The sequence below is a fragment of the Shewanella sp. GutDb-MelDb genome, assembly GCF_002836075.1.
In the GTDB taxonomy this organism is placed as follows: Bacteria; Pseudomonadota; Gammaproteobacteria; order Enterobacterales; family Shewanellaceae; genus Shewanella.
This window is the reverse complement of sequence record NZ_PJBM01000265.1, coordinates 65,125-84,479: the sequence shown is the minus strand read 5'-3', so window position 1 is coordinate 84,479 and position 19,355 is coordinate 65,125. Positions and strand designations below refer to the sequence as shown.

At 43.8% G+C, this 19,355-nt stretch carries 13 protein-coding genes; 11 read left to right on the top strand and 2 right to left on the bottom strand.

What is annotated here, in order from left to right; all coding sequences use genetic code 11:
* The first annotated feature begins 48 nt into the window (after positions 1 to 48).
* A complete protein-coding gene (gene dinB / locus CXF82_RS21955) occupies positions 49 to 1,125 on the top strand; it encodes a DNA polymerase IV (RefSeq protein WP_102038818.1) in 1,077 nt (358 codons plus the stop codon).
* A gap of 183 nt (positions 1,126 to 1,308) precedes the next feature.
* Here dinB and CXF82_RS21950 read toward each other — a convergent pair whose 3' ends face one another.
* Positions 1,309 to 2,772 (bottom strand): aminoacyl-histidine dipeptidase, encoded by a 1,464-nt coding sequence (locus CXF82_RS21950; protein WP_102038817.1) that lies wholly within the window; start codon positions 2,770 to 2,772, stop codon positions 1,309 to 1,311.
* A 227-nt stretch (positions 2,773 to 2,999) separates the two neighbouring features.
* On the opposite strand from CXF82_RS21950, the gene CXF82_RS21945 reads away from it, so the two are divergent.
* The 10 genes from CXF82_RS21945 to CXF82_RS21900 all read left to right on the top strand — a co-directional run bounded on the left by CXF82_RS21945 (position 3,000) and on the right by CXF82_RS21900 (position 18,166).
* Positions 3,000 to 4,538, top strand: a complete 1,539-nt coding sequence (locus tag CXF82_RS21945; protein WP_101089970.1) for a M17 family metallopeptidase — start codon at positions 3,000 to 3,002, stop codon at positions 4,536 to 4,538.
* Positions 4,539 to 6,633: 2,095 nt separating this feature from the next.
* Positions 6,634 to 7,152, top strand: a complete 519-nt coding sequence (locus CXF82_RS21940; protein ID WP_101089971.1) for a TetR/AcrR family transcriptional regulator — start codon at positions 6,634 to 6,636, stop codon at positions 7,150 to 7,152.
* Positions 7,152 to 8,201, top strand: coding sequence for an alcohol dehydrogenase family protein (locus CXF82_RS21935; RefSeq protein ID WP_102044945.1), 1,050 nt, complete (start codon positions 7,152 to 7,154; stop codon positions 8,199 to 8,201). Before CXF82_RS21940 ends, CXF82_RS21935 begins: the two co-directional genes overlap by 1 nt.
* Before the next feature lie 509 nt (positions 8,202 to 8,710).
* Positions 8,711 to 10,000, top strand: coding sequence for an NCS2 family permease (locus CXF82_RS21930; protein WP_101089973.1), 1,290 nt, complete (start codon positions 8,711 to 8,713; stop codon positions 9,998 to 10,000).
* A gap of 319 nt (positions 10,001 to 10,319) precedes the next feature.
* Positions 10,320 to 11,996 carry a sensor histidine kinase gene (locus tag CXF82_RS21925; RefSeq protein ID WP_102044940.1) on the top strand — a complete coding sequence of 559 codons (1,677 nt, stop codon included), beginning with the start codon at positions 10,320 to 10,322 and terminating at the stop codon, positions 11,994 to 11,996.
* Positions 11,993 to 12,703, top strand: a complete 711-nt coding sequence (gene btsR, locus CXF82_RS21920) for a two-component system response regulator BtsR (RefSeq protein ID WP_101089975.1) — start codon at positions 11,993 to 11,995, stop codon at positions 12,701 to 12,703. The genes CXF82_RS21925 and btsR overlap by 4 nt, the downstream gene beginning before the upstream one ends.
* A gap of 259 nt (positions 12,704 to 12,962) precedes the next feature.
* On the top strand, positions 12,963 to 14,399 hold the full coding sequence (locus CXF82_RS21915) for a carbon starvation CstA family protein (RefSeq protein ID WP_101089976.1): 1,437 nt from the start codon (positions 12,963 to 12,965) through the stop codon (positions 14,397 to 14,399).
* Between the two features lie 438 nt (positions 14,400 to 14,837).
* Positions 14,838 to 15,956 carry a glutamate 5-kinase gene (gene proB / locus CXF82_RS21910; protein WP_102044939.1) on the top strand — a complete coding sequence of 373 codons (1,119 nt, stop codon included), beginning with the start codon at positions 14,838 to 14,840 and terminating at the stop codon, positions 15,954 to 15,956.
* Entirely contained in the window at positions 15,953 to 17,221 is a 1,269-nt protein-coding gene (locus CXF82_RS21905) for a glutamate-5-semialdehyde dehydrogenase (RefSeq protein ID WP_102044938.1), read from the top strand. The genes proB and CXF82_RS21905 overlap by 4 nt, the downstream gene beginning before the upstream one ends.
* A gap of 285 nt (positions 17,222 to 17,506) precedes the next feature.
* Complete coding sequence (locus CXF82_RS21900) at positions 17,507 to 18,166, top strand: hypothetical protein (protein WP_102044937.1); 660 nt, start codon at positions 17,507 to 17,509, stop codon at positions 18,164 to 18,166.
* Positions 18,167 to 18,263: 97 nt separating this feature from the next.
* Here the strand turns inward: CXF82_RS21900 and CXF82_RS21895 are convergent, their stop codons facing one another.
* A complete protein-coding gene (locus CXF82_RS21895; RefSeq protein WP_101089980.1) occupies positions 18,264 to 19,181 on the bottom strand; it encodes a DMT family transporter in 918 nt (305 codons plus the stop codon).
* Positions 19,182 to 19,355: the final 174 nt, after the last annotated feature.

Genomic DNA, 19,355 nt, shown 5'->3' with positions numbered 1-19,355 from the left:
TGAGTACTGTTTTTATATACAGTAATATCTTCTGTAGAGGGCTTAAGATTGCAAAAAATAATTCATGTCGATATGGACTGCTTTTACGCTGCAGTAGAGATGCGTGATTTTCCAGAGCTGAGAGGCAAGCCCATTGCAGTGGGGGGAAGGAGTGATCGCCGTGGTGTTATCAGTACTTGTAGCTATGAGGCCAGAAAATTTGGTGTGCGCTCAGCAATGGCATCAGGTTATGCACTCAAGCTTTGCCCTGATCTCATTTTAGTGCCTGGCAGGATGCAGGTATATAAAGACGTTTCCAGTCAAATTCGCGCGGTGTTTGCTAAATATACCAGTCTTATTGAACCACTGTCTTTAGATGAAGCCTATCTCGATGTGACTGACAGCCCTCATTGCCAAGGCTCTGCCACGCGTATTGCAGAAGCCATCAGGCAAGATATTTTTCAGGAAACGGGGCTTACAGCCTCCGCAGGAATAGCGTCAGTTAAATTTTTAGCAAAAATAGCATCCGATCTTAATAAACCTAATGGCCAATATGTTATCCGTCCTGAAATGATTGAAGAGTTCGTTAAAACACTGCCACTGATTAAAATTCCAGGGGTAGGTAAAGTCACCGCTAAAAAGTTAGCTGATATCGGCCTACATACCTGTAGTGATGTGCAAGCCTATCCGGATAATAAGCTAGTAGAGCGATTTGGAAAGTTTGGTTCTGTGTTGATAGAAAGGGCAAAAGGCATAGATACCCGTGGTATTTCGTCCAACAGAGAACGTAAGTCAGTTGGGGTAGAAACAACATTAGCCAAAGACATACATACATTAGAGCAGTGTAAAGCCGTTATGCCGCAACTGATTCAAGAGTTAGGGGCCAGAGTGGGTCGCAGTGCCAAAAAGCGTACCATTCATAAACAAGTGGTAAAGCTTAAGTTTGATGATTTTAAACAAACTACCATAGAGCACCGTAGTGATGAGGTCTCGGTTAATTTGTTTTATCAGTTATTAGGGCAAGCCTTGGAAAGGCAGCAAGGTAGAGGTATTCGTTTGTTAGGCGTTGCCGTTGGGTTGGCGTCTAGCGCATCGACTGACGATGAGGTGCAAACGGTTGCTCCACAGATGGACTTAGGGTTTTAATCAAATGGTTTAAACCAAGGACTTTTAAACAAGGGCTGTAGAACGAGTATGTTAGTCGCCTTATTTTAATGCCTTTGTTGGTCAATGTTAGAATACTGCAAAGTACTCATCGAAAAAAGCCGCTAAACAGTTAGCGGCTTTTTAGCTTGTGCGTTTGACTCACCGCACAGGTTACAGGCTAATTTAGCTGCCTTTAACGGGTGTGCGTTCAAGTACCGCTAACAATAGTTTCCAATATTGGCCAACGGTGGTGATGTTAACCTTTTCGTCAGGGCTGTGTGGGTAGCGAATGGTCGGACCAATAGAAACCATGTCCATCTCAGGGTAAGGCTTTTTAAATAAACCACACTCAAGACCTGCATGGATCACCATAATCGTTGGCTCTTTTTTATAGATGTCGGCATACGTTGCCCGGACACTTTCCATTACTGGTGAGCTGTTGTCAGGTTTCCAACCAGGATAAGCACCGCTAAATTCAACGTTGGTACCCGCAAGATTACTCAAAGAGGTTAATACGCCTTCTATCTCTTCGCGGCCAGAGTCGATTAATGAACGGATAAGACAAAGTATTTGAACAGAATCTGTTTCAGTACTGATGACACCGACATTAAGCGAGGTTTCTGTTACGCCTGCAACTTCGTCACTCATACGCACTACGCCGTTAGGGCAGGCATTGAGGATATCAATTAAGATCTGTTGTGAGTCTTCACTCATCACCTTTGTTTCGGCTGGGATCTCAGTCAATGTCAAGGTAGTGTCAGGATCTGCAATCGCTAGCTCTTGGCGAACTAAGGCTTGGAACTCAGCTATACGTTGCTGCAGCACTGTCACGTTTTCAGCTGGGATCATAAAGCTAAACTGTGCTTCACGCGGAATAGCGTTACGTAGTGAACCACCAGTGAAGTTAGTTAGCTCAAGTGCAAGCTCATCGCTATGATCGAATAGGAATCTAGCGAGTAATTTATTCGCATTACCGCGACCCAAATGAATGTTAACCCCCGAGTGACCGCCTTTAAGACCTGCTAACGATAACGTGAAGCTCGAGTTAGTCGGCTCTGGAGATTGCCACACCATAGGAACACTGATTTGACCGTCAACGCCGCCGGCGCAACCCATGTAGATCTCACCCTCTTGCTCAGAGTCTGTGTTGATAAGAATTTCAGCTTCAAGTGTGCCAGCTTCTAAACCAAATGCGCCTGTCATTCCAGCTTCTTCATCGATAGTCAATAAGACTTCAAGTGGACCATGGGCAATATCATTAGCGCCGAGAATCGCTAATGCTGAAGCCATACCGATGCCATTATCAGCACCTAACGTAGTGCCTCTCGCTTTAACCCAGTCACCATCAACGTAAGCATCGATAGGATCTTTTTCAAAATCATGCACTTTGTCGGCATTCTTTTGTGGAACCATATCTATATGGGCTTGCAGTACCACTATTTTACGATCTTCCATGCCCGCAGTTGCAGGTTTTTTGATGATCAAGTTACCGACTTTATCTTCAATAACGGAAAGCTGCTTGTCTTTTGCCCATGCTTGAATGTGCTCACTCAACGCTTGTTCATGCTTTGAAGGGTGTGGAATGGCACAGATTTGTTCGAACCATTGCCATAGTGCTTGTGGTTGTAGCTGGTTTAGTGCGGTCACAGAAAATTCCTCTATATCTAAGATTATCACTAGAGCGCTGGTGCGCTGGAGGCTGAAAATGGCAATATTCTACCATAGTCTTTGTTTGCGCAAGAGGGGTTTACTCCGCTTTACCAGATGACTGTCAGCAGAAGTTGCCAGATCAGTTTTTAAGCACTATTAAGTCGTTGGTAATCTGCGCTCAATAGGACAATAATGCCAACAATTAAAAATAAAAAGGAAGGGTTATGACTGCTGTAAAATTTGTTGATGTTGTCGATAAAGAGGCAATTTTTGAAGGTAACGGTTGGGATGCGCTGGTGGTGGTTTCCGCGGATCTTAAATCGATAAAAGTAGATGAAGTAGCAATGCTGGCTGATCATGGCCAAAAAGTCGATCAACGTGTCGGCAAGTCAGTGACATTGTTGTTTGCGCCAGGTATGGCGGGTGGACGCTTAGTGATTGCGCCAGTGAAAAAAGCTGCTGATGAATATGAAGATGTCCGCGTCTTTGCCGATGCCGCACGCAGTGGTATTAGAGTCGCCAAAGAGGCGGGGGCAAAACGGCCGTTATTGCTGGTTAATGGTATCGCTGATGCACGCTATCAAAAATCGGGCGAAGTTGCTGCGTTAGCATGTGGTCAAGAACTATGGCAAGCGTTAGAGCTGCGAGAAGCGGGTGGGGCGGATGAGGAGTTAGAGTGCATTGGTTTATTGAGTGATACGCATAATGCTGCGACGTTAACCGCGATTGAAGAGGGTCGTACTCTTGCGAGAGATCTATGTGGTACCGAACCCGAGCGTATGTCAGCACCCGCTTTTGCTGATTATTGTTTGGCAGCGTTTACTGATAGTGGCTTAACAATATCTGTTGTAGAAGACAGAGATATTCTAGAGCGTGATTACCCGCTGTTATGTGCAGTTGGCCGTTCATCTTTTGCGGTGCTAAGACATCAACCCCGGGTGCTAAAGCTTGAATATGTCGGTGAAGGCGATATTCAGCGTACCTTCCTATTTGCAGGTAAAGGGGTTATTTACGACACTGGCGGTGCTGATATAAAGATTGCTGGTGGAATGGCTGGCATGAGTCGAGATAAAGGTGGCGCTGCTGCCGTTGCGGGCTTAATGAAAACCGTGAGTATGCTTAAACCTAAAGGCATACGCATTGTTGCTGAGTTAGGATTAGTGCGAAATAGTATTGGTAGCGAAGCGTTTGTCACCGATGAAATTATCGCCAGTCATGCAGGTAAACGGGTTCGAATTGGTAATACCGATGCCGAAGGGCGACTTGTTTTAGCCGACTTGTTGTCTCATCTGCGTATTAAAGCGGAGTCTGCGGTGAGTCCTGAAATGTTCTCAGTGGCGACGTTAACCGGACATGTCGTTCGTTGTTTTGGTGGTTATACCGCGGCGGTAGAAAATAGTGTGGCTAAGCAAGCAAATGTGGCTGAACGTATGCAGCAAAAAGCGGCTGTTTGGGGCGAACCTATAGAAGTGTCACAATTGCGTCGAGATGACTTTAGCAAAATAGTGGACCCATCTGGCGCTGCAGATATGCTTTCGTCAAATAATGCTCCCTCTTCGGTTACTGCGCGAGGGCATCAATATCCTGCTGCATTTTTAATCCAAGCATCGGGTTTAAGCCGTCATGGCTTGAATAGTGACAAGCCTATCGCTTATACACATTTAGACATTGCAGGCAGTGCCACAGAAGGGCACCCACAATACGGCAGCCCAACGGCAACGCCTTTGGTCGGGCTATTTAACTATATGGTCGATAGTCAGTAATTTTCAGAAGCCGACTAAAATGTCGGCTTTTTACTGGACATTAGTGTAATTAAATTACGTAAAAAGTGCTTTATTGGCTTTTTTGATGGAAATACTTGTAATAAAGTTACATTTCGTTATAATGATTCTCGTTGGTTAGGCAGGTGCCTAATCGAGCTAGTCTATCCAGGATGGATAATTCTCCAAGGAATCGAGCGACAAGTTGACTTTGCTTAACCCAAGATGGGTTGTAACAACAAGCATAGTATTTGGAATTCAACTTAGTTAGGAGTATTGATTATGTCTTTTACAATGAGTAGCACTATTTATTCGCAGAGCTTTTGGTTAAACACAGATGCTTTGCGTGGTGGTATATACACCATGGCATACAAGGGCTAATCCTTCTTGTAGGCTTTTAGTTTTCATCATCTTTATCGCGCCTTTTAGGTGCTTATAGACCAAGTTGTGAATTGAGTATCAATTTGCAATTGATTACCGCTAGCGCGTTAACCAATTTCCAGTAGGAACACTTGAATACGTCTTGCCCACTCATAGAGTGGGCTTTTTTTTATCTGTTGGTTTGCTATACAGGAATTCATCAGGTTGAGCGTTAGTGATTATCGTTGTTTAATCGTAATTTTTTTGATCCTAAACTGTTAACATTTAGGCGTTGGTTTACAAAAGCAGCTGTTTTTGTGACTTAGACACACAATTGGTGTGGTTAAATTACCTTTAAAGCCTATTTTTGGCATTATTCGCAATTAATAGTTGTAATTAAATTACAAAAACCTATAATAGCAACTCTTGGTTAGGGTGAATGCCTACCAAGGTTAGTCTATCCAGGAAGGATAATTCTCCAAGGAATCGAGCGACAAGTTGACTCATCAGTTTAATTGGACTCAACCCCGTAATTAAATTGATTTGAGTATTTTTTACAACTTTGTTTAGGAGTAATGATTATGTTATTTACAGCTAGTAGTACTATTTATTCGCAAAGCTCTTGGTTAAATACAGATGTTTTGCGTGGCGGTTTATTCGCCATGACTTTTTAGGGCTAACCCTCCTTTAAAGTAGTTCCATATCCATCAACCTTATAGCACCTTCTGGGTGTGTTTAGACGCAAGTTGTGTATTGACCTTGTTGATACGCCATTGATTAACGCTAGCGCGCTAACCGATTTCCGATTGGAACACTTGAATATGTCTGCCAGCTCTTTGAGCTGGCATTTTTTTTGCCTACAATTTGGCAAAGGGTAAATTCTTTGCTTCTACTTCTCGTTTATTAAACGAGAAGTAGCAGGCATATTGCAGACACAGCCTTAACACGCTGCAAGTCCATCCTTGGAAGCTCGACCATGACGTCCATGTCATGGACGGTCAAGGCCGTATCTACACTTGATTATTGGTGTTTTCATTTAGGCTACTGTGAATTTATGTCTAACTTGGAAGTGACCCAAAACGATTTGACTGCTCTATCAGCTGTTTTGTCTAAATCTAAATCAAAGTCGTGGCGTTCGCCCACACCTGAGCCAAGGGATAAAGCGCTTGTACCTGCTCTTGATTTCATAAGAGTAGAACCCTCAGCGTGCTGACGAAATTGTCTGAAAATCAAAAATTTCCAACGAGGAAGATTGTTATCTTTAAGTCATGAGTTTAGTTTGTCAGTCGGGTGAAATATCATTTCATTAAGTTCCTATATGAAGCTCAAATGCCAATGGTTTGCGCTTTTCTAACCCTGTGTAGATGCGTCCAAGACAGTTGAAATCAAGGCCCATTCTATTCCCTACAGAATTTGGAATTTTCTCCCTATAATAAAGAGTTGCAACGAGATTCAGTTGCGTTTGTACATGCGCTCACTGTAGGCAATTGGAGCGTTTTGAGCTGAAGGTAACTCAGTATTGCCCTTTTCCATTTAGGGTTTTAACTCACAGCCAGATAGTGTCAGCCTATTTGCACTATAATAACTCATGTCAGACAGTTTATCCGTGACGAACGAAAGTACCCAAAGCAAGCCAAATTCAGCAGTACATCCCTATTATCTAACACAATGCATTGACAGGGGTAGAGTGAACACTCTACCCTATAGGTAGAGCGAACATTCTACCTATAGGGTCATTATGCTTAGAGAACAAATTGCCGCTAGTCTTGAAGAGGCGTTCAGTCAATATGGTTTCGCCGAACCGAGCGTTGCTCAGTTAAAGACTGCGTGTAATGTCAGCTTGCGAACCCTATACAAACACTACCCGTCCAAAGAAGCGATGATCGTCGGTGCGCTGACGTATCGTCATCAAAGATACCTCACTTTTCTGCTTAACGAGTCGCCTGCTTGTGGTGTTGAGTCTGTTGTGCATATTTTTAATAAACTTGAACAATGGATGAAAGAATTTTCACCACATGGCTGTCTGTCTATGAGCGCTATTGCGGCCTTTCCCGACAATCCAATTATTAACAAAGCCGTTAAAGAACACAAAGAAGATGTTCGCCAGTTCTTAGGCCTCCAAAGCCAGAGAGAAGATCTTGCAACGGCTCTTTTTTTACTGCATGAAGGTGTATCAAGCGCATGGCCCGTGCTGGGGCGAAACGCGGTAACATCAGCCCAAAAGGCGCTATTACAACTTTTAGAGGAACATTCATGATGACTACTATTCCAAAAATAATGAAGGGTATTCAGCTTGTTGGTCATGGTGGCCCAGAAATGCTCGAATACCGTGATGATATTCCTGTACCCACGCCCACTTCAAATGAGGTACTGATCCGTGTCTCTGCTGCTGGTGTTAACAATACCGACATCAACACCAGAACTGCCTGGTACTCGAATAAGGATGGTTGTAGCTCTGATGTAGGCTGGTCTGGTACTGCGATGGTTTTTCCTCGTATTCAAGGTGCAGATGTCTGCGGTGCTATAGTCGCCGTAGGTGATAACGTCAGTAAAGAACGTATAGGTGAACGAGTTCTTATCGAACCTTGTCTTAGCGAAGCCCACGGTCAGCCACTTAACTCTCCTTGGTACTATGGCTCAGAATGTGATGGAGGGTTTGCTGAATATACTGTCGTCACAGCCAAGCATGCCTATGCAGTGAATAGCGCTCTTACTGATATCGAATTGGCTTCATTTCCTTGCTCTTATTCAACAGCAGAGAATATGCTTACCCGAGCAAACGTCACCTCACATGATACAGTGTTGATATCTGGTGCCTCTGGCGGTGTTGGCTCAGCAGCCATTCAGCTTGCTAAAGCTCGCGGAGCGTATGTTATCGCTATTACCAGCCCAAGCAAAAACCAACAACTGCTGGATCTGGGAGCTGACCAAGTCATATCACGCGATGCTGACTTAATCGAGAATCTAGGTGAAAACAGTATTGATGTCGTTATCGATCTCGTTGCTGGAAAGCAGTGGCCGCAGTTTTTACGATTGTTAAGACCAGGCAGCCGATATGCCGTGTCTGGTGCGATTGGAGGTGCCTTGGTTGAGTTGGATATCAGAACGCTGTATTTAAAAGATCTAAGCTTTTTCGGCTGCACAGTGCTTGAACCTGAAGTATTCCGAAACTTAGTTAGCTATATCGAACAACGTAAAATTAACCCAATCATTGCACAAACTTTTCCACTGAAAGAGATAAATAAGGTTCAAGACATTTTCTTGAAAAAGAAACACGTAGGTAAAATTGTCCTAAAAGTATCATAGCAATAACAACAAGTTATCAAAAGTTAGTGAGTGCATAAATGGCTTTGTATTGAATTTTCAGTTCAAGGCCTGTTATTAGCTAAGCTCAAGTTTTTTACTCTGGTATTCAATCTAACCAAAAAATGTTCTCGCTTTGCCTCGAAATCAAGCATCACTGTCCCAATCCCAAGTAGTGACTTCTGGTTATATGCTTTACCAGAGGTTATCCGTAAATCTGGAACTGTGAATTTAGCGTAAGAATTTGTAGAGGATCTTCGCTAAATACAACGCCAGCGATGATATGGTGATTGTCACCGACTCATTAATGAAACCTTGCTTTTTAGCTAAGAGAGGCTGGAGGGAACTTATGCGAAAAGGGCATAAAAATTAGGCTCTTCTAGCGTATGGTAAATAGCTAGCCTGAATTATTATCTGCCCGTATAATCGGCTAAAAATAGGCTTTGTTAACGGTGCGTTAACATTAGTCATAACAATAGTGCCTACATCATAAAATCAAGGAACCTTGTTCCATGCTAGAAAAACTATTCAAACTGAAAGAAAATGAAACGTCATTAAAACAAGAGGTTATTGCCGGGTTAACCACTTTTTTAACCATGGCTTATATTATATTTGTTAACCCGATGATGTTAGCCGATGCAGGAATGGACCATGGTGCAGTGTTTGTGGCCACCTGTTTAGCGGCCGCTATTGGCTGCTTGATTATGGGAATAGTGGCTAACTATCCGATCGCACTCGCGCCAGGAATGGGCTTAAACGCCTTTTTTACGTACACCGTTGTTGGCGAAATGGGCTATTCGTGGGAAACCGCGTTAGGCGCTGTGTTTCTTTCGGGAGTCTGCTTTTTAGTCCTGTCACTTGTGCGTATTCGTGAGTGGATTGTGAACAGTATTCCTATGTCTTTGCGCTTAGGGATTGCGGCGGGTATCGGCTTGTTTTTAGCGCTAATTGGTTTGAAAAGTGCTGGGATTGTGGTGGCAAGCCCTGCAACATTGGTGACCATGGGCGATGTGACTGCATTTCCTGCGGTGATGGCAGTACTTGGGTTTTTCTTGATCATTGCCATGGTGCATAGAGGGATGAAGTCTGCGGTCATTATTAGCATTTTAGCGGTGACTGGACTTGGGCTGTTATTTGGCGATGTGCAGTATCAAGGGGTGGTGGCTATGCCGCCCTCAATAATGCCTACCTTTATGAAGATGGATCTTTCGAGTGTGCTCGAAGTGAGTATGCTGTCGGTGGTATTCGCATTTCTATTTGTCGACCTGTTTGATACTTCAGGCACGTTAATTGCTGTCGCGCAGCGTGGGGGGTTTTTAGATGACAAAGGTAAATTACCACGATTAAATAGAGCGCTAACGGCGGACAGTACAGCGACTATTGCGGGGGCGATGCTCGGGACTTCTACCACCACCAGTTATATTGAAAGTACGGCGGGTGTGAGCGCGGGCGGCAGAACTGGCCTAACCGCGGTCGTGGTTGGTTTACTCTTTTTGGGGTCACTGTTTATTTCACCTCTTGCGGGGATGGTGCCTGCATACGCCACCGCCGGAACGTTATTCTATGTGGCCATTTTAATGATGTCTGGACTGGTGCATGTCGAATGGGAAGATATTACCGAAGCTGCACCCGTAGTCGTGGTCTGTATTTTAATGCCACTGACGTTTTCAATTGCTACCGGTATCGCCATGGGCTTTATCTCTTACGCTGTGATTAAGTTGATGAGCGGCCGCTATAAAGATTTAAGTGTTGGCGTGGTTATTCTAGCAGCGCTGTTTGTGGCTAAGTTTATGTATGGCTAAGAGTCACGGAAGCTGAAGAGTGACTGCCATTTGACACGATAAATGATAAAGCCACCTTGTGTGGCTTTTTTTTGCCTGCTTTAAAGTTTACGCCTCTTTGCTAATCGCTTTCCCTAGGGTTAACATTAATGCCATGACTTAATGGCTATCTACTGATTTCGGTATAGGTTGTCTCATAAATTATTTATATCGTTAATAAATGATTTTTGAAAGTTGGACTTTGACCTTACACTCACAGAGAGATCTCAAGCAAAATTTGAATTGAGATCCTGCCTATCTTGCTATTGAATGCCAAGAATGACTCATTGGAATACTTATCATGTCGTTGATTTTACTTTTAACCCAACAGATGTGCCTTTATCTGGTGATGGTTTATCTTGTCAGTAAGACCCCTTTATTCAAGTTTTTTGCAGAAGCTGCAACCCGCTTGCCTCACAAAATATTCATCTACCTGATTTTTTCAGGTTTTTGCATCATGGCAACCTACTTTGGTGAGCAGACAAACGATGCTATTGCCAACACCCGTGCTATGGGAGCCGTCTTAGGCGGACTTTTAGGCGGTCCAGTGACAGGCTTTTTAGTAGGACTTACCGGAGGATTACACCGCTACAGCCTAGGAGGTTTTACCGATGTGGCCTGCGCAATTTCTACGACTCTAGAAGGGTTTTCAGCGGGCATAATTAGTCTCTATTTACGTCGGCAAGATAAAAGTGAACTGATTTACGCCCCTTTGTTGGTCTGCCTAGTTACTTTTTGTGCCGAAATGCTGCAGATGGGAGTGATTTTACTCGTCGCTCAACCTTTTGATGATGCATGGGCACTGGTCAAACAGATAGCCTTACCAATGCTCTTAGTCAACTCTATTGGTGCAGCCCTATTTATGAGTATGGTAAGAGATCAAAAAACCATGTTCGACAAACTCTCATCTACATTCTCAACTCAAGCTTTAAAAATAGCCGAGCGAAGCGTCGGGGTGTTATTGAAGGGGGTCAATCAAGAAAGCAGTGCTCAGGTAGCCCAAATAATCATTGAAGAAACCCATGTAGGAGCGGTTGCGATAACCGATAGAGAGCGCCTGTTGGCCTTTGTCGGGACCGGCGCCGACCATCATATTCCTGGTACTCCGATATCATCGAAAATAACTCAAGATGCCATTGATAATAATTGTGTCATGTTTGCCGATGGGGTCAATACGGCTTACTCCTGTTCTGTCTCGCCACAATGTAGACTCGGCTCCAGCTTAGTGATCCCGCTTCGTTATGAAAATGAGGTCATTGGAACCATTAAACTTTACGAGCCAAAGAATAAGCTGTTTCTTAACATTAACCGCACACTGGGTGAAGGAATTGGTCGATTATTGTCGAACCAAATCTTATTTGGTCACTTCGAACGTCAACAAAATCTGCTCACTCAAGCAGAGCTGAAGTTATTACAGGCTCAAGTTAATCCTCACTTTCTCTTCAATGCGCTCAATACCATTGCCGCCATCACAAAAAGAGATCCCTTAAAGGCAAGGCAGTTGATCCAACAATTATCTCAATTTTTAAGAATTAACCTCAAACGTACCACTGGACTGGTGACTCTTGCTGACGAACTTGAGCATATAGATTCATATCTGACCATCGAAAAAGCACGCTTTATCGATAAGCTAAACGTTGAGATAGATATCCCTGAACTGTTACTCCCTTTTCGCCTTCCCGCATTTACGTTACAACCCATCATTGAAAATGCAGTTAAGCATGGTACCAGCCATATGCTAGAACGGGGTGTTATAAGCGTTACTGGCAAGATCCACGATGATTTATTAATATTAGAGGTAATTGATAATGCAGGGCTATACAAGTTAGATAACAATTCGGAGGGGCTGGGGATGAATTTGGTTCATAAACGAATTCAAAATCAGTTTGGATCTGAATTTGGTATAGATGTCGATTGTCGCAAAGATGAATACACCAGAGTCAGTATTAAGCTACCATATACGGAAACCGAAACGTGATCACATCACTTATTATCGATGATGAGCATTATGCTCGAGAAGAGTTAGCCGACCTACTGAGTGAAAACTCAGATATAGAGATCATCGGCCAATGCAGTAATGCTATCGAAGCATTGCAGATGATCACAAAGCTTAAGCCGCAGTTGATTTTTCTGGACATTCAAATGCCAAGGATCAGCGGTATTGAACTCATTGGCATGCTTGATCCCGACATCATGCCACGTATTGTTTTCGTAACCGCTTACGATGAATTTGCCATCAAGGCCTTCGATAATCACGCCTTCGATTATCTGTTAAAACCTATCGATGAAAAAAGGCTTCAACAGACATTAAATCGAGTCAGAAAAGATCTTAAACCAAGATCTGTCAGTATTCTTACACCTGAGCAGCTAACTCATCTGCCTTGCTATAGCGGCTGTAAGCTTAAGGTGATATCGATTAAAGAGGTAGAGTTTGTATTTAGCGATCTCTGTGGTGTTAATGTTGCAACTGATAAGGAGCAAGTACATACACATTTGACCTTAAAAGTACTGGAAGAAAAAACCTCATTAATCAAATGTCATCGACAGTACCTGATAAGCCCTGAAGCAATATCTGAAATAGAGATCCAGGAAACCGGAGCCGAAGTTACGACAGTCTCAGGCGCTAAAGTGCCTGTTTCAAGGCGTTACTTAAAACCACTGAAGCAGATATTCGGTTTTCTATAGTCTGTTGGGTTTTTTAGCCGAATCGTATGATTGAAACGTTTGTCGAAAGCAACGATCGCAGCTGGCGCTTATTAAGCTCAGCTTTTAGGTGGTTTAACATTTAGGCAGAAAAAAAGCGTCAGTTCTGTAACAAGCCAAAACCACTTAGGGTCAATATAAAACCGTTAACCCTCTCCATTTGACCACTCACCTGATTCCCCATTTTCTAAATGACAAACCTCTTTACACTGACTGCAATTCAAAATGGGGGAGTGTAATTATGATGTGGTTTCTAATGTGTGTCGGCCTACTTATCGGCGGATATTTTATCTATGGGGCTTTCGTAGAGAAGGTCTTCGGTATCAATGCTCAACGCCAAACACCGGCATTTACTAAAACAGACGGTGTTGATTTCGTGCCAATGTCTAAGGGTAAGGTCTACCTTATTCAACTGCTCAATATCGCAGGTGTGGGACCGATATTTGGCCCTATTCTCGGTGCTCTTTATGGCCCAGCTGCCATGTTATGGATTGTTTTTGGTTGTATTTTTGCTGGTGCCGTTCATGACTACTTCTCGGGTATGTTATCTGTTCGCAATAACGGCCAGTCAGTACCAAACCTGGCGGGTAAATATTTAGGTAAAGGTGCTAAGCACTTTATGAACGTATTTGCCATCATCTTATTATTGCTTGTCGGTGTGGTATTTATTTCAGCGCCTGCTGGACTACTAGGAAAGCTTACCGGTTGGGACGTATCAATCTTCCTCGGTGTTATTTTTGCTTACTATCTTATCGCTACGATTGTCCCTGTCGATAAGATTATCGGTAGACTCTATCCATTCTTCGGTGCGCTGCTGCTCTTTATGTCAATCGGCCTGACGATTGCCATCATGGTCTCGAGTGAATACACATTATTACCTGGCTTCGAAGCCAGTGATTTTCTGACTAACCTTAATCCCAATGATATGCCTTTGTGGCCTGCATTGTTTATTACTATTGCCTGTGGTGCGGTATCTGGCTTCCATGCGACTCAGTCTCCTTTAATGGCTCGTTGTGTAGAAAGTGAAACTAACGGTCGCTTTGTTTTCTTCGGCGCTATGATCGGTGAGGGTGTCATTGCGCTTATCTGGTGTGCTATTGCTCTCTCTTTCTTTGGTGGTGTTGAAGGCCTTAACGAAGGGATGGCGGGTAACCCAGCAAACGTTGTATATGAAGCATCAACTGGGCTTCTAGGCACTGTGGGTGGCTTTATGGCAATCTTGGGCGTTATTGTTCTGCCAATTACCTCTGGCGATACAGCCTTTCGTTCGGCTCGTTTAATCTTGGCTGAATTTTTCAAGATCCCACAGACTGAATTACCTAAGCGTTTAATGCTAGCCGTCCCCCTATTCATCATGGGTGCAATTCTGACTCAAGTTGACTTCGGTGTTATCTGGCGTTACTTCGGTGTCGCAAACCAAACTACTGCGGTCATGATGCTATGGACTGCCTCTGCATACTTGCTGCGACACAACAAGTTCCACTGGATCTGTACGGCACCGGCCATGTTCATGACGACGGTAGTGATTAGCTTCCTGTTGAGCTCACACACCTTAGGTGCAGGGCTGCCTATCACTATTTCAACCATCGCGGGACTTGTCTCTACAGCTGTCATTACCTCATTGGTGATGATTAAGACAAAGGGCAAAGGTGATGAAGGAGTCATCGAAGAAGCTTAACATTTACCCGTTTAGCTGAGTCCATTAGAAAGTCAGTCATGTGACTGTAATGCCGTTTATTTAATGATTTATCGAGCGGTTGACTGATCTTCTAGATGCTTAAGAATCCGAGTCCTATCTCTAGGTCTCGGATTTTTTTATGCTTCTTTAGCTCATGATATGAGCTTTGACGAACTCGGTATTTCCCTCGGATGGTCAAGCGTCTGCCTCAAGATAGGCCAGAAATAAAAATGCCAATAAGTTTAATCGCACTATGCGTGGCTTTTTTGCCAGCTTTAACATTTACGTCTCTTTTGGCCATATATGGCAGGTTAAATACCAATAATATGAGATATATCCAATTCATCTTATTTATTTACGGCTCTTTGTGGGTACTCACTACCAATTCAAACCGAGATTGGGTATAAGGTTTATTCAATGCATTTTAGCTAGATAATAATGAACTTAAGTGAGATTGCTTATCGCCGTGTGGTGGTAAAACTGGGAACGAGTGTGCTGACCTCGGGCAGCCGTAAGTTAGACAAAGCACATTTAGTTGAACTTGCACGTCAAATGGCCAGTTTGATGAAGTCTGGTGTCGAGGTTGTACTGTGTACATCTGGTGCTATCGCCGCAGGAAGAGAACACTTAGGTTACCCCGAACTCCCCGATACCATCGCGAGTAAGCAATTATTGGCAGCCGTTGGCCAAAGCCAATTGATCCTTGCATGGTCTCAGTTATTCAGTATTTATGGTTTACACGTTGGCCAGCTGCTATTGACCCGAGCAGATCTGCACGACAGGGAGCGCTACCTTAATGCAAGAGACTCGTTAAATGCACTGTTAGCCCATGGCATAATCCCGATCATCAATGAAAATGATGCCGTCGCAACCGCTGAAATTAAAGTCGGTGATAACGATAATCTATCGGCCAGAGCAGCTTTGCTTTGTGATGCCGACATACTTATTTTATTGACTGACCAAAAAGGGTTGTTTGACGCAGATCCTCGCAAAAACCCCAATGCAAAGTTAATCACGCAAGTTGATACTATCGATGACAGCCTGCGCATGCTTGCTGGTGGAGCGGTCTCAGGGCTTGGTACGGGCGGAATGGCGACTAAGCTAGAAGCGGCTGATATTGCAAGGCGAGCAGGCGTTGAGGTGGTGATTGCGTCGGGACATCATAAAGATGTTATTCAGAAAGTGGTGTGTTCAATCCCCGTGGGTACCCATTTTACCGCCTTAGAAAATCCATTAGAAAGTCGCAAGCAATGGATCCTTGCGGGCCCCGCTACGCGTGGACAATTGATACTGGATCCCGGTGCGGTGGAAGCGGTCACTCATAAAGGCAGAAGCCTGCTGTCTAAGGGCATTACTGGCATAAAAGGGCAGTTCCAACGAGGCGATACTGTTGAGCTTACTGATACCAGCGGTAAAGTCTGCGCGAAAGGGATGAGTCGATATAGTGCTAAAGATCTAAGCCTGATAGCGGGCAAACATTCAGATAGCATCGAGTCGGTGCTCGGTTATGATTACGGTGATGCAGTGGTTCATCGCAACGATATGGTGGTGTTATGAATAATAGTGAATTTTTAAACAGCCTAGGCCAAAAGGCAAAAACGGCAAGCTACGCGTTAGCGAGCTTAACAGGCGTACAAAAAACGGCTTTATTACGTTGTATCGCCAGTAAGCTAACCTATGCAAAGTCTGACATTATTGCTGCTAATCAAAAAGATGTCGAACAGGCACAAGCTAACGGCTTGTCTGAAGCGATGATAGATCGATTGTTAATGGATGAGCATAGGTTACTCAGCGTCATTGCCGATATTGATAATGTGATGGGGTTAACCGATCCAGTAGGTAGCGAGATTGATAGCCGAGTGCTTGATAATGGTCTGCGCTTATCTCGTCGTCGCGTGCCACTGGGAGTTATAGGCGTTATTTATGAGGCACGGCCGAACGTCACCGTTGATATCGCCGTCTTAGCATTAAAAACCGGTAATGCAGTGATACTGCGTGGCGGCAAAGAAACCTTGGCGTCAAACAGAGCATTGTGCAAAGTTATTCGCAGCGCAATGGTTGAGCAAGGGCTACCTGAAGACAGTGTTCAGCTTATCGATAATCCCGATAGAAGTTTGGTAACAGGCTTATTAAAGCTGGATAAATATGTCGATATGATCGTGCCGCGAGGCGGGCAAAATTTACAACGCTTATGTGCTGAGCAAGCGACTATTCCGGTTATTTTAGGCGGCATCGGGATCTGTCACCTTTTTGTTGATGCAGAGGCCAATCTAGAAAAAGCGATTGCCGTTGTAGAAAACGCCAAAGTACAGCGCCCAACGGTGTGTAATGCCTTGGACACAGTATTGGTGCACCAACAAAATGCACAGCGTTTTATCCCGGCTTTATGCAAGCACTTGGCAACACAAGGTGTTAGCTTTTATGGCTGTGAGCAAACTCAAGCTGTTATGGCGATGCACGAGCAACAAGTGCTAGCTGCCACAGATGAGACCTATTCAACCGAATGGTTGTCGTTAAATCTGGGGATAAAAGTTGTTGGCACGCTTGATGACGCCATTGCGCATATCCGTCAATATTCAAGTGGCCACTCTGAAGGCATTTTGACTGACAATATTCATACCGCAAGTGAATTTATGAACGCGGTAGATTCTGCAGCTGTTTACGTCAATGCAAGTACCCGATTTACTGATGGCGGTGAGTTCGGCCTTGGAGCTGAAGTTGCTGTAAGCACGCAAAAGTTACATGCTCGTGGGCCAATGGGGCTTGAAGCGCTGACAACCTATAAGTGGTTAGCTTGGGGAGATTACACCGTAAGAGGGTAATCACTCATTGGTTTTTAAAGGCCGCTAATGCGGCCTTTTTATTTACCTCAATGGTATTGCGCGCCATATAAACCCTTCTATTCCATATAGCTTATCTTTTTCACCTATTTATATACGCTGCAGTACGGGTAAAAATAGCGATTAATTAGTGTATAAGACTACTGTTACAATAAACATGGAATCTCTATTTTATTATCTTATTGATATATATCGTGTTTAAAGTTGGCCTGCAGATTGCAATTCATTGTTAGTAGTAAAAATGAATCACATCAAAAGGATTTTACCATGACGATAATAAAAACTAAGACTAAAAGAGCAACAGGCATTCTGGCATCAATGGGTCTTTTAGTGGCGATGGTATCAACGGGCATTTTAGCAGCAGAAACACGAACGCTTAACCAGACTTATGCTTATAACGGCCAGTCAGTTAATTTAGATATGGACATTGGTTCTGCAAAGTTTATTGCCACTGATAATGATGAGATAAAAATTGAAGTCATCGTTGAGGGCGCAGACACTAACTGGTTATTTTTCTGGGGCGATACCGATCTGGATGCCGTATCGATTGAATCCACTGCCACGGTTAGTGAAATTACTTTAACGCTAAGTGAGCAAGACAATATAGAGCAACAATGGATAGTCTATTTGCCAAAACAAGCGGCTTTATCATTGGAGGTCGGCATCGGTGACATTGAAGTCACGGGCTTGTCTAGTAACATTGATATCGCGCTCGGGATCGGTAGTGCAAGAGTTGAGCATCAAACGTTATTTAATACGGTAGAGCTTGGCTCTGGTATCGGCGAAGTTTCAATTTCGGAGCAGGGAAAGCACTTAGCAGTAACAGAAAACTTGGTAGCCCAGTCATATTCAAACAAGAATTTGATCGGAGAGTCAACGTTGTCAGTTGATGTTGGCGTCGGTGAAATCGTGGTTGTTAAGCTATAGCAGCAAGGTATTCAACCGCTGTTCGATAGAGTTACCCATAAAAAACCGGCATAGTCGCCGGTTTTTGTATTCTTCATTTGAAAGGGGGCTGATGATGTTACTGCACTGGCACCCGTTTTTTGTTGCGCCACTGGCCAAGCTTAGGAAGTACTTGCTGTAGTGCGAGAGCGGATAAGATCAAGCCTAAGCCTATATAAGTCGAACGTTCGATACTCTCATGCAAGATCCAAGCGATAAAGCCTATCGATAACACGGGAGTGATAAACACCAGTGTGGTAATGCTGGCGGTCCGCAGTGCTTTTTTCAACGCAATAAGCCACAGAACAAAGGTCACACCCATCTCAAACAGACCAACATACATACCGGCTAACATGCCTTCTACATTCCAAGTCGGCAGGGTCTGCGTCATCATCAGTGCCGTGACAATAAATGGCAACCCAACAAGGAAGCTGAGTAATAAGCTCACCACAGGGTCACCTTTATCTTTGGTGTTGACGATCCAATAGAGAGACCACAGCAGCGTACTGGTTAGCGCGAGAACCACTCCAGTGGTGCTTTCAAATTCAAACCCTGTCAAATTGCCTTTAGTTGCAATGGTAAATACACCCAAGTAGGCAACGAGGGCTGCAGCGAGATCACTCTTTCTTAGCTTTTGCCCCAATAAAGGCACTGACAGTAAAGGCAGCAAAATAGCCCAAGTGTAATTAAGCGACAATGCTTGCTGTGCGGGTAATAGGTCATAGGCTTTAAATAATACTAAATAGTACAAGAAAGGGCTGAGCAAACCGGTTTGTAAATAAAACAGTGGCCGGCTGACAAATTGCTTCTTAACCAGCGATAATTTATTTTGTGCCACCAGGATGGTTCCGAGCGCCACAATAGAGGTCGTAACAGCAATAAATACCAGCTGTAAAGGGGTGTAATGTGTCAGGGCTATTTTAAAAGCCGTCGCTACGGTTGACCATAGCAATATCGCACCTATGCCGAAAGCATATGCTTGATGGGACTGTTTCAATTTTAATCACTCTACTTCGAGACTACATTCATTTGTTCAGTTATCACATTTGTTAAACTGAACGACACTTTCTTCGATTGTATGCATTATACATCGGTAACGGGTTTAAACAGAGTGTGAGATCAAAAATTTGTAATCAAATGACAAAATTTACATTTTTCCCTTGTATTCGTT

Coding starts and splice junctions, on each gene's coding strand:
- CXF82_RS21945 (WP_101089970.1), top strand. CDS start 3,000: ATGACTGCTGTAAAATTTGTTGATGTTGTCGATAAAGAGGCAATTTTT.
- CXF82_RS21940 (WP_101089971.1), top strand. CDS start 6,634: ATGCTTAGAGAACAAATTGCCGCTAGTCTTGAAGAGGCGTTCAGTCAA.
- CXF82_RS21935 (WP_102044945.1), top strand. CDS start 7,152: ATGACTACTATTCCAAAAATAATGAAGGGTATTCAGCTTGTTGGTCAT.
- CXF82_RS21930 (WP_101089973.1), top strand. CDS start 8,711: ATGCTAGAAAAACTATTCAAACTGAAAGAAAATGAAACGTCATTAAAA.
- CXF82_RS21925 (WP_102044940.1), top strand. CDS start 10,320: ATGTCGTTGATTTTACTTTTAACCCAACAGATGTGCCTTTATCTGGTG.
- CXF82_RS21915 (WP_101089976.1), top strand. CDS start 12,963: ATGATGTGGTTTCTAATGTGTGTCGGCCTACTTATCGGCGGATATTTT.
- proB (WP_102044939.1), top strand. CDS start 14,838: ATGAACTTAAGTGAGATTGCTTATCGCCGTGTGGTGGTAAAACTGGGA.
- CXF82_RS21905 (WP_102044938.1), top strand. CDS start 15,953: ATGAATAATAGTGAATTTTTAAACAGCCTAGGCCAAAAGGCAAAAACG.
- CXF82_RS21900 (WP_102044937.1), top strand. CDS start 17,507: ATGACGATAATAAAAACTAAGACTAAAAGAGCAACAGGCATTCTGGCA.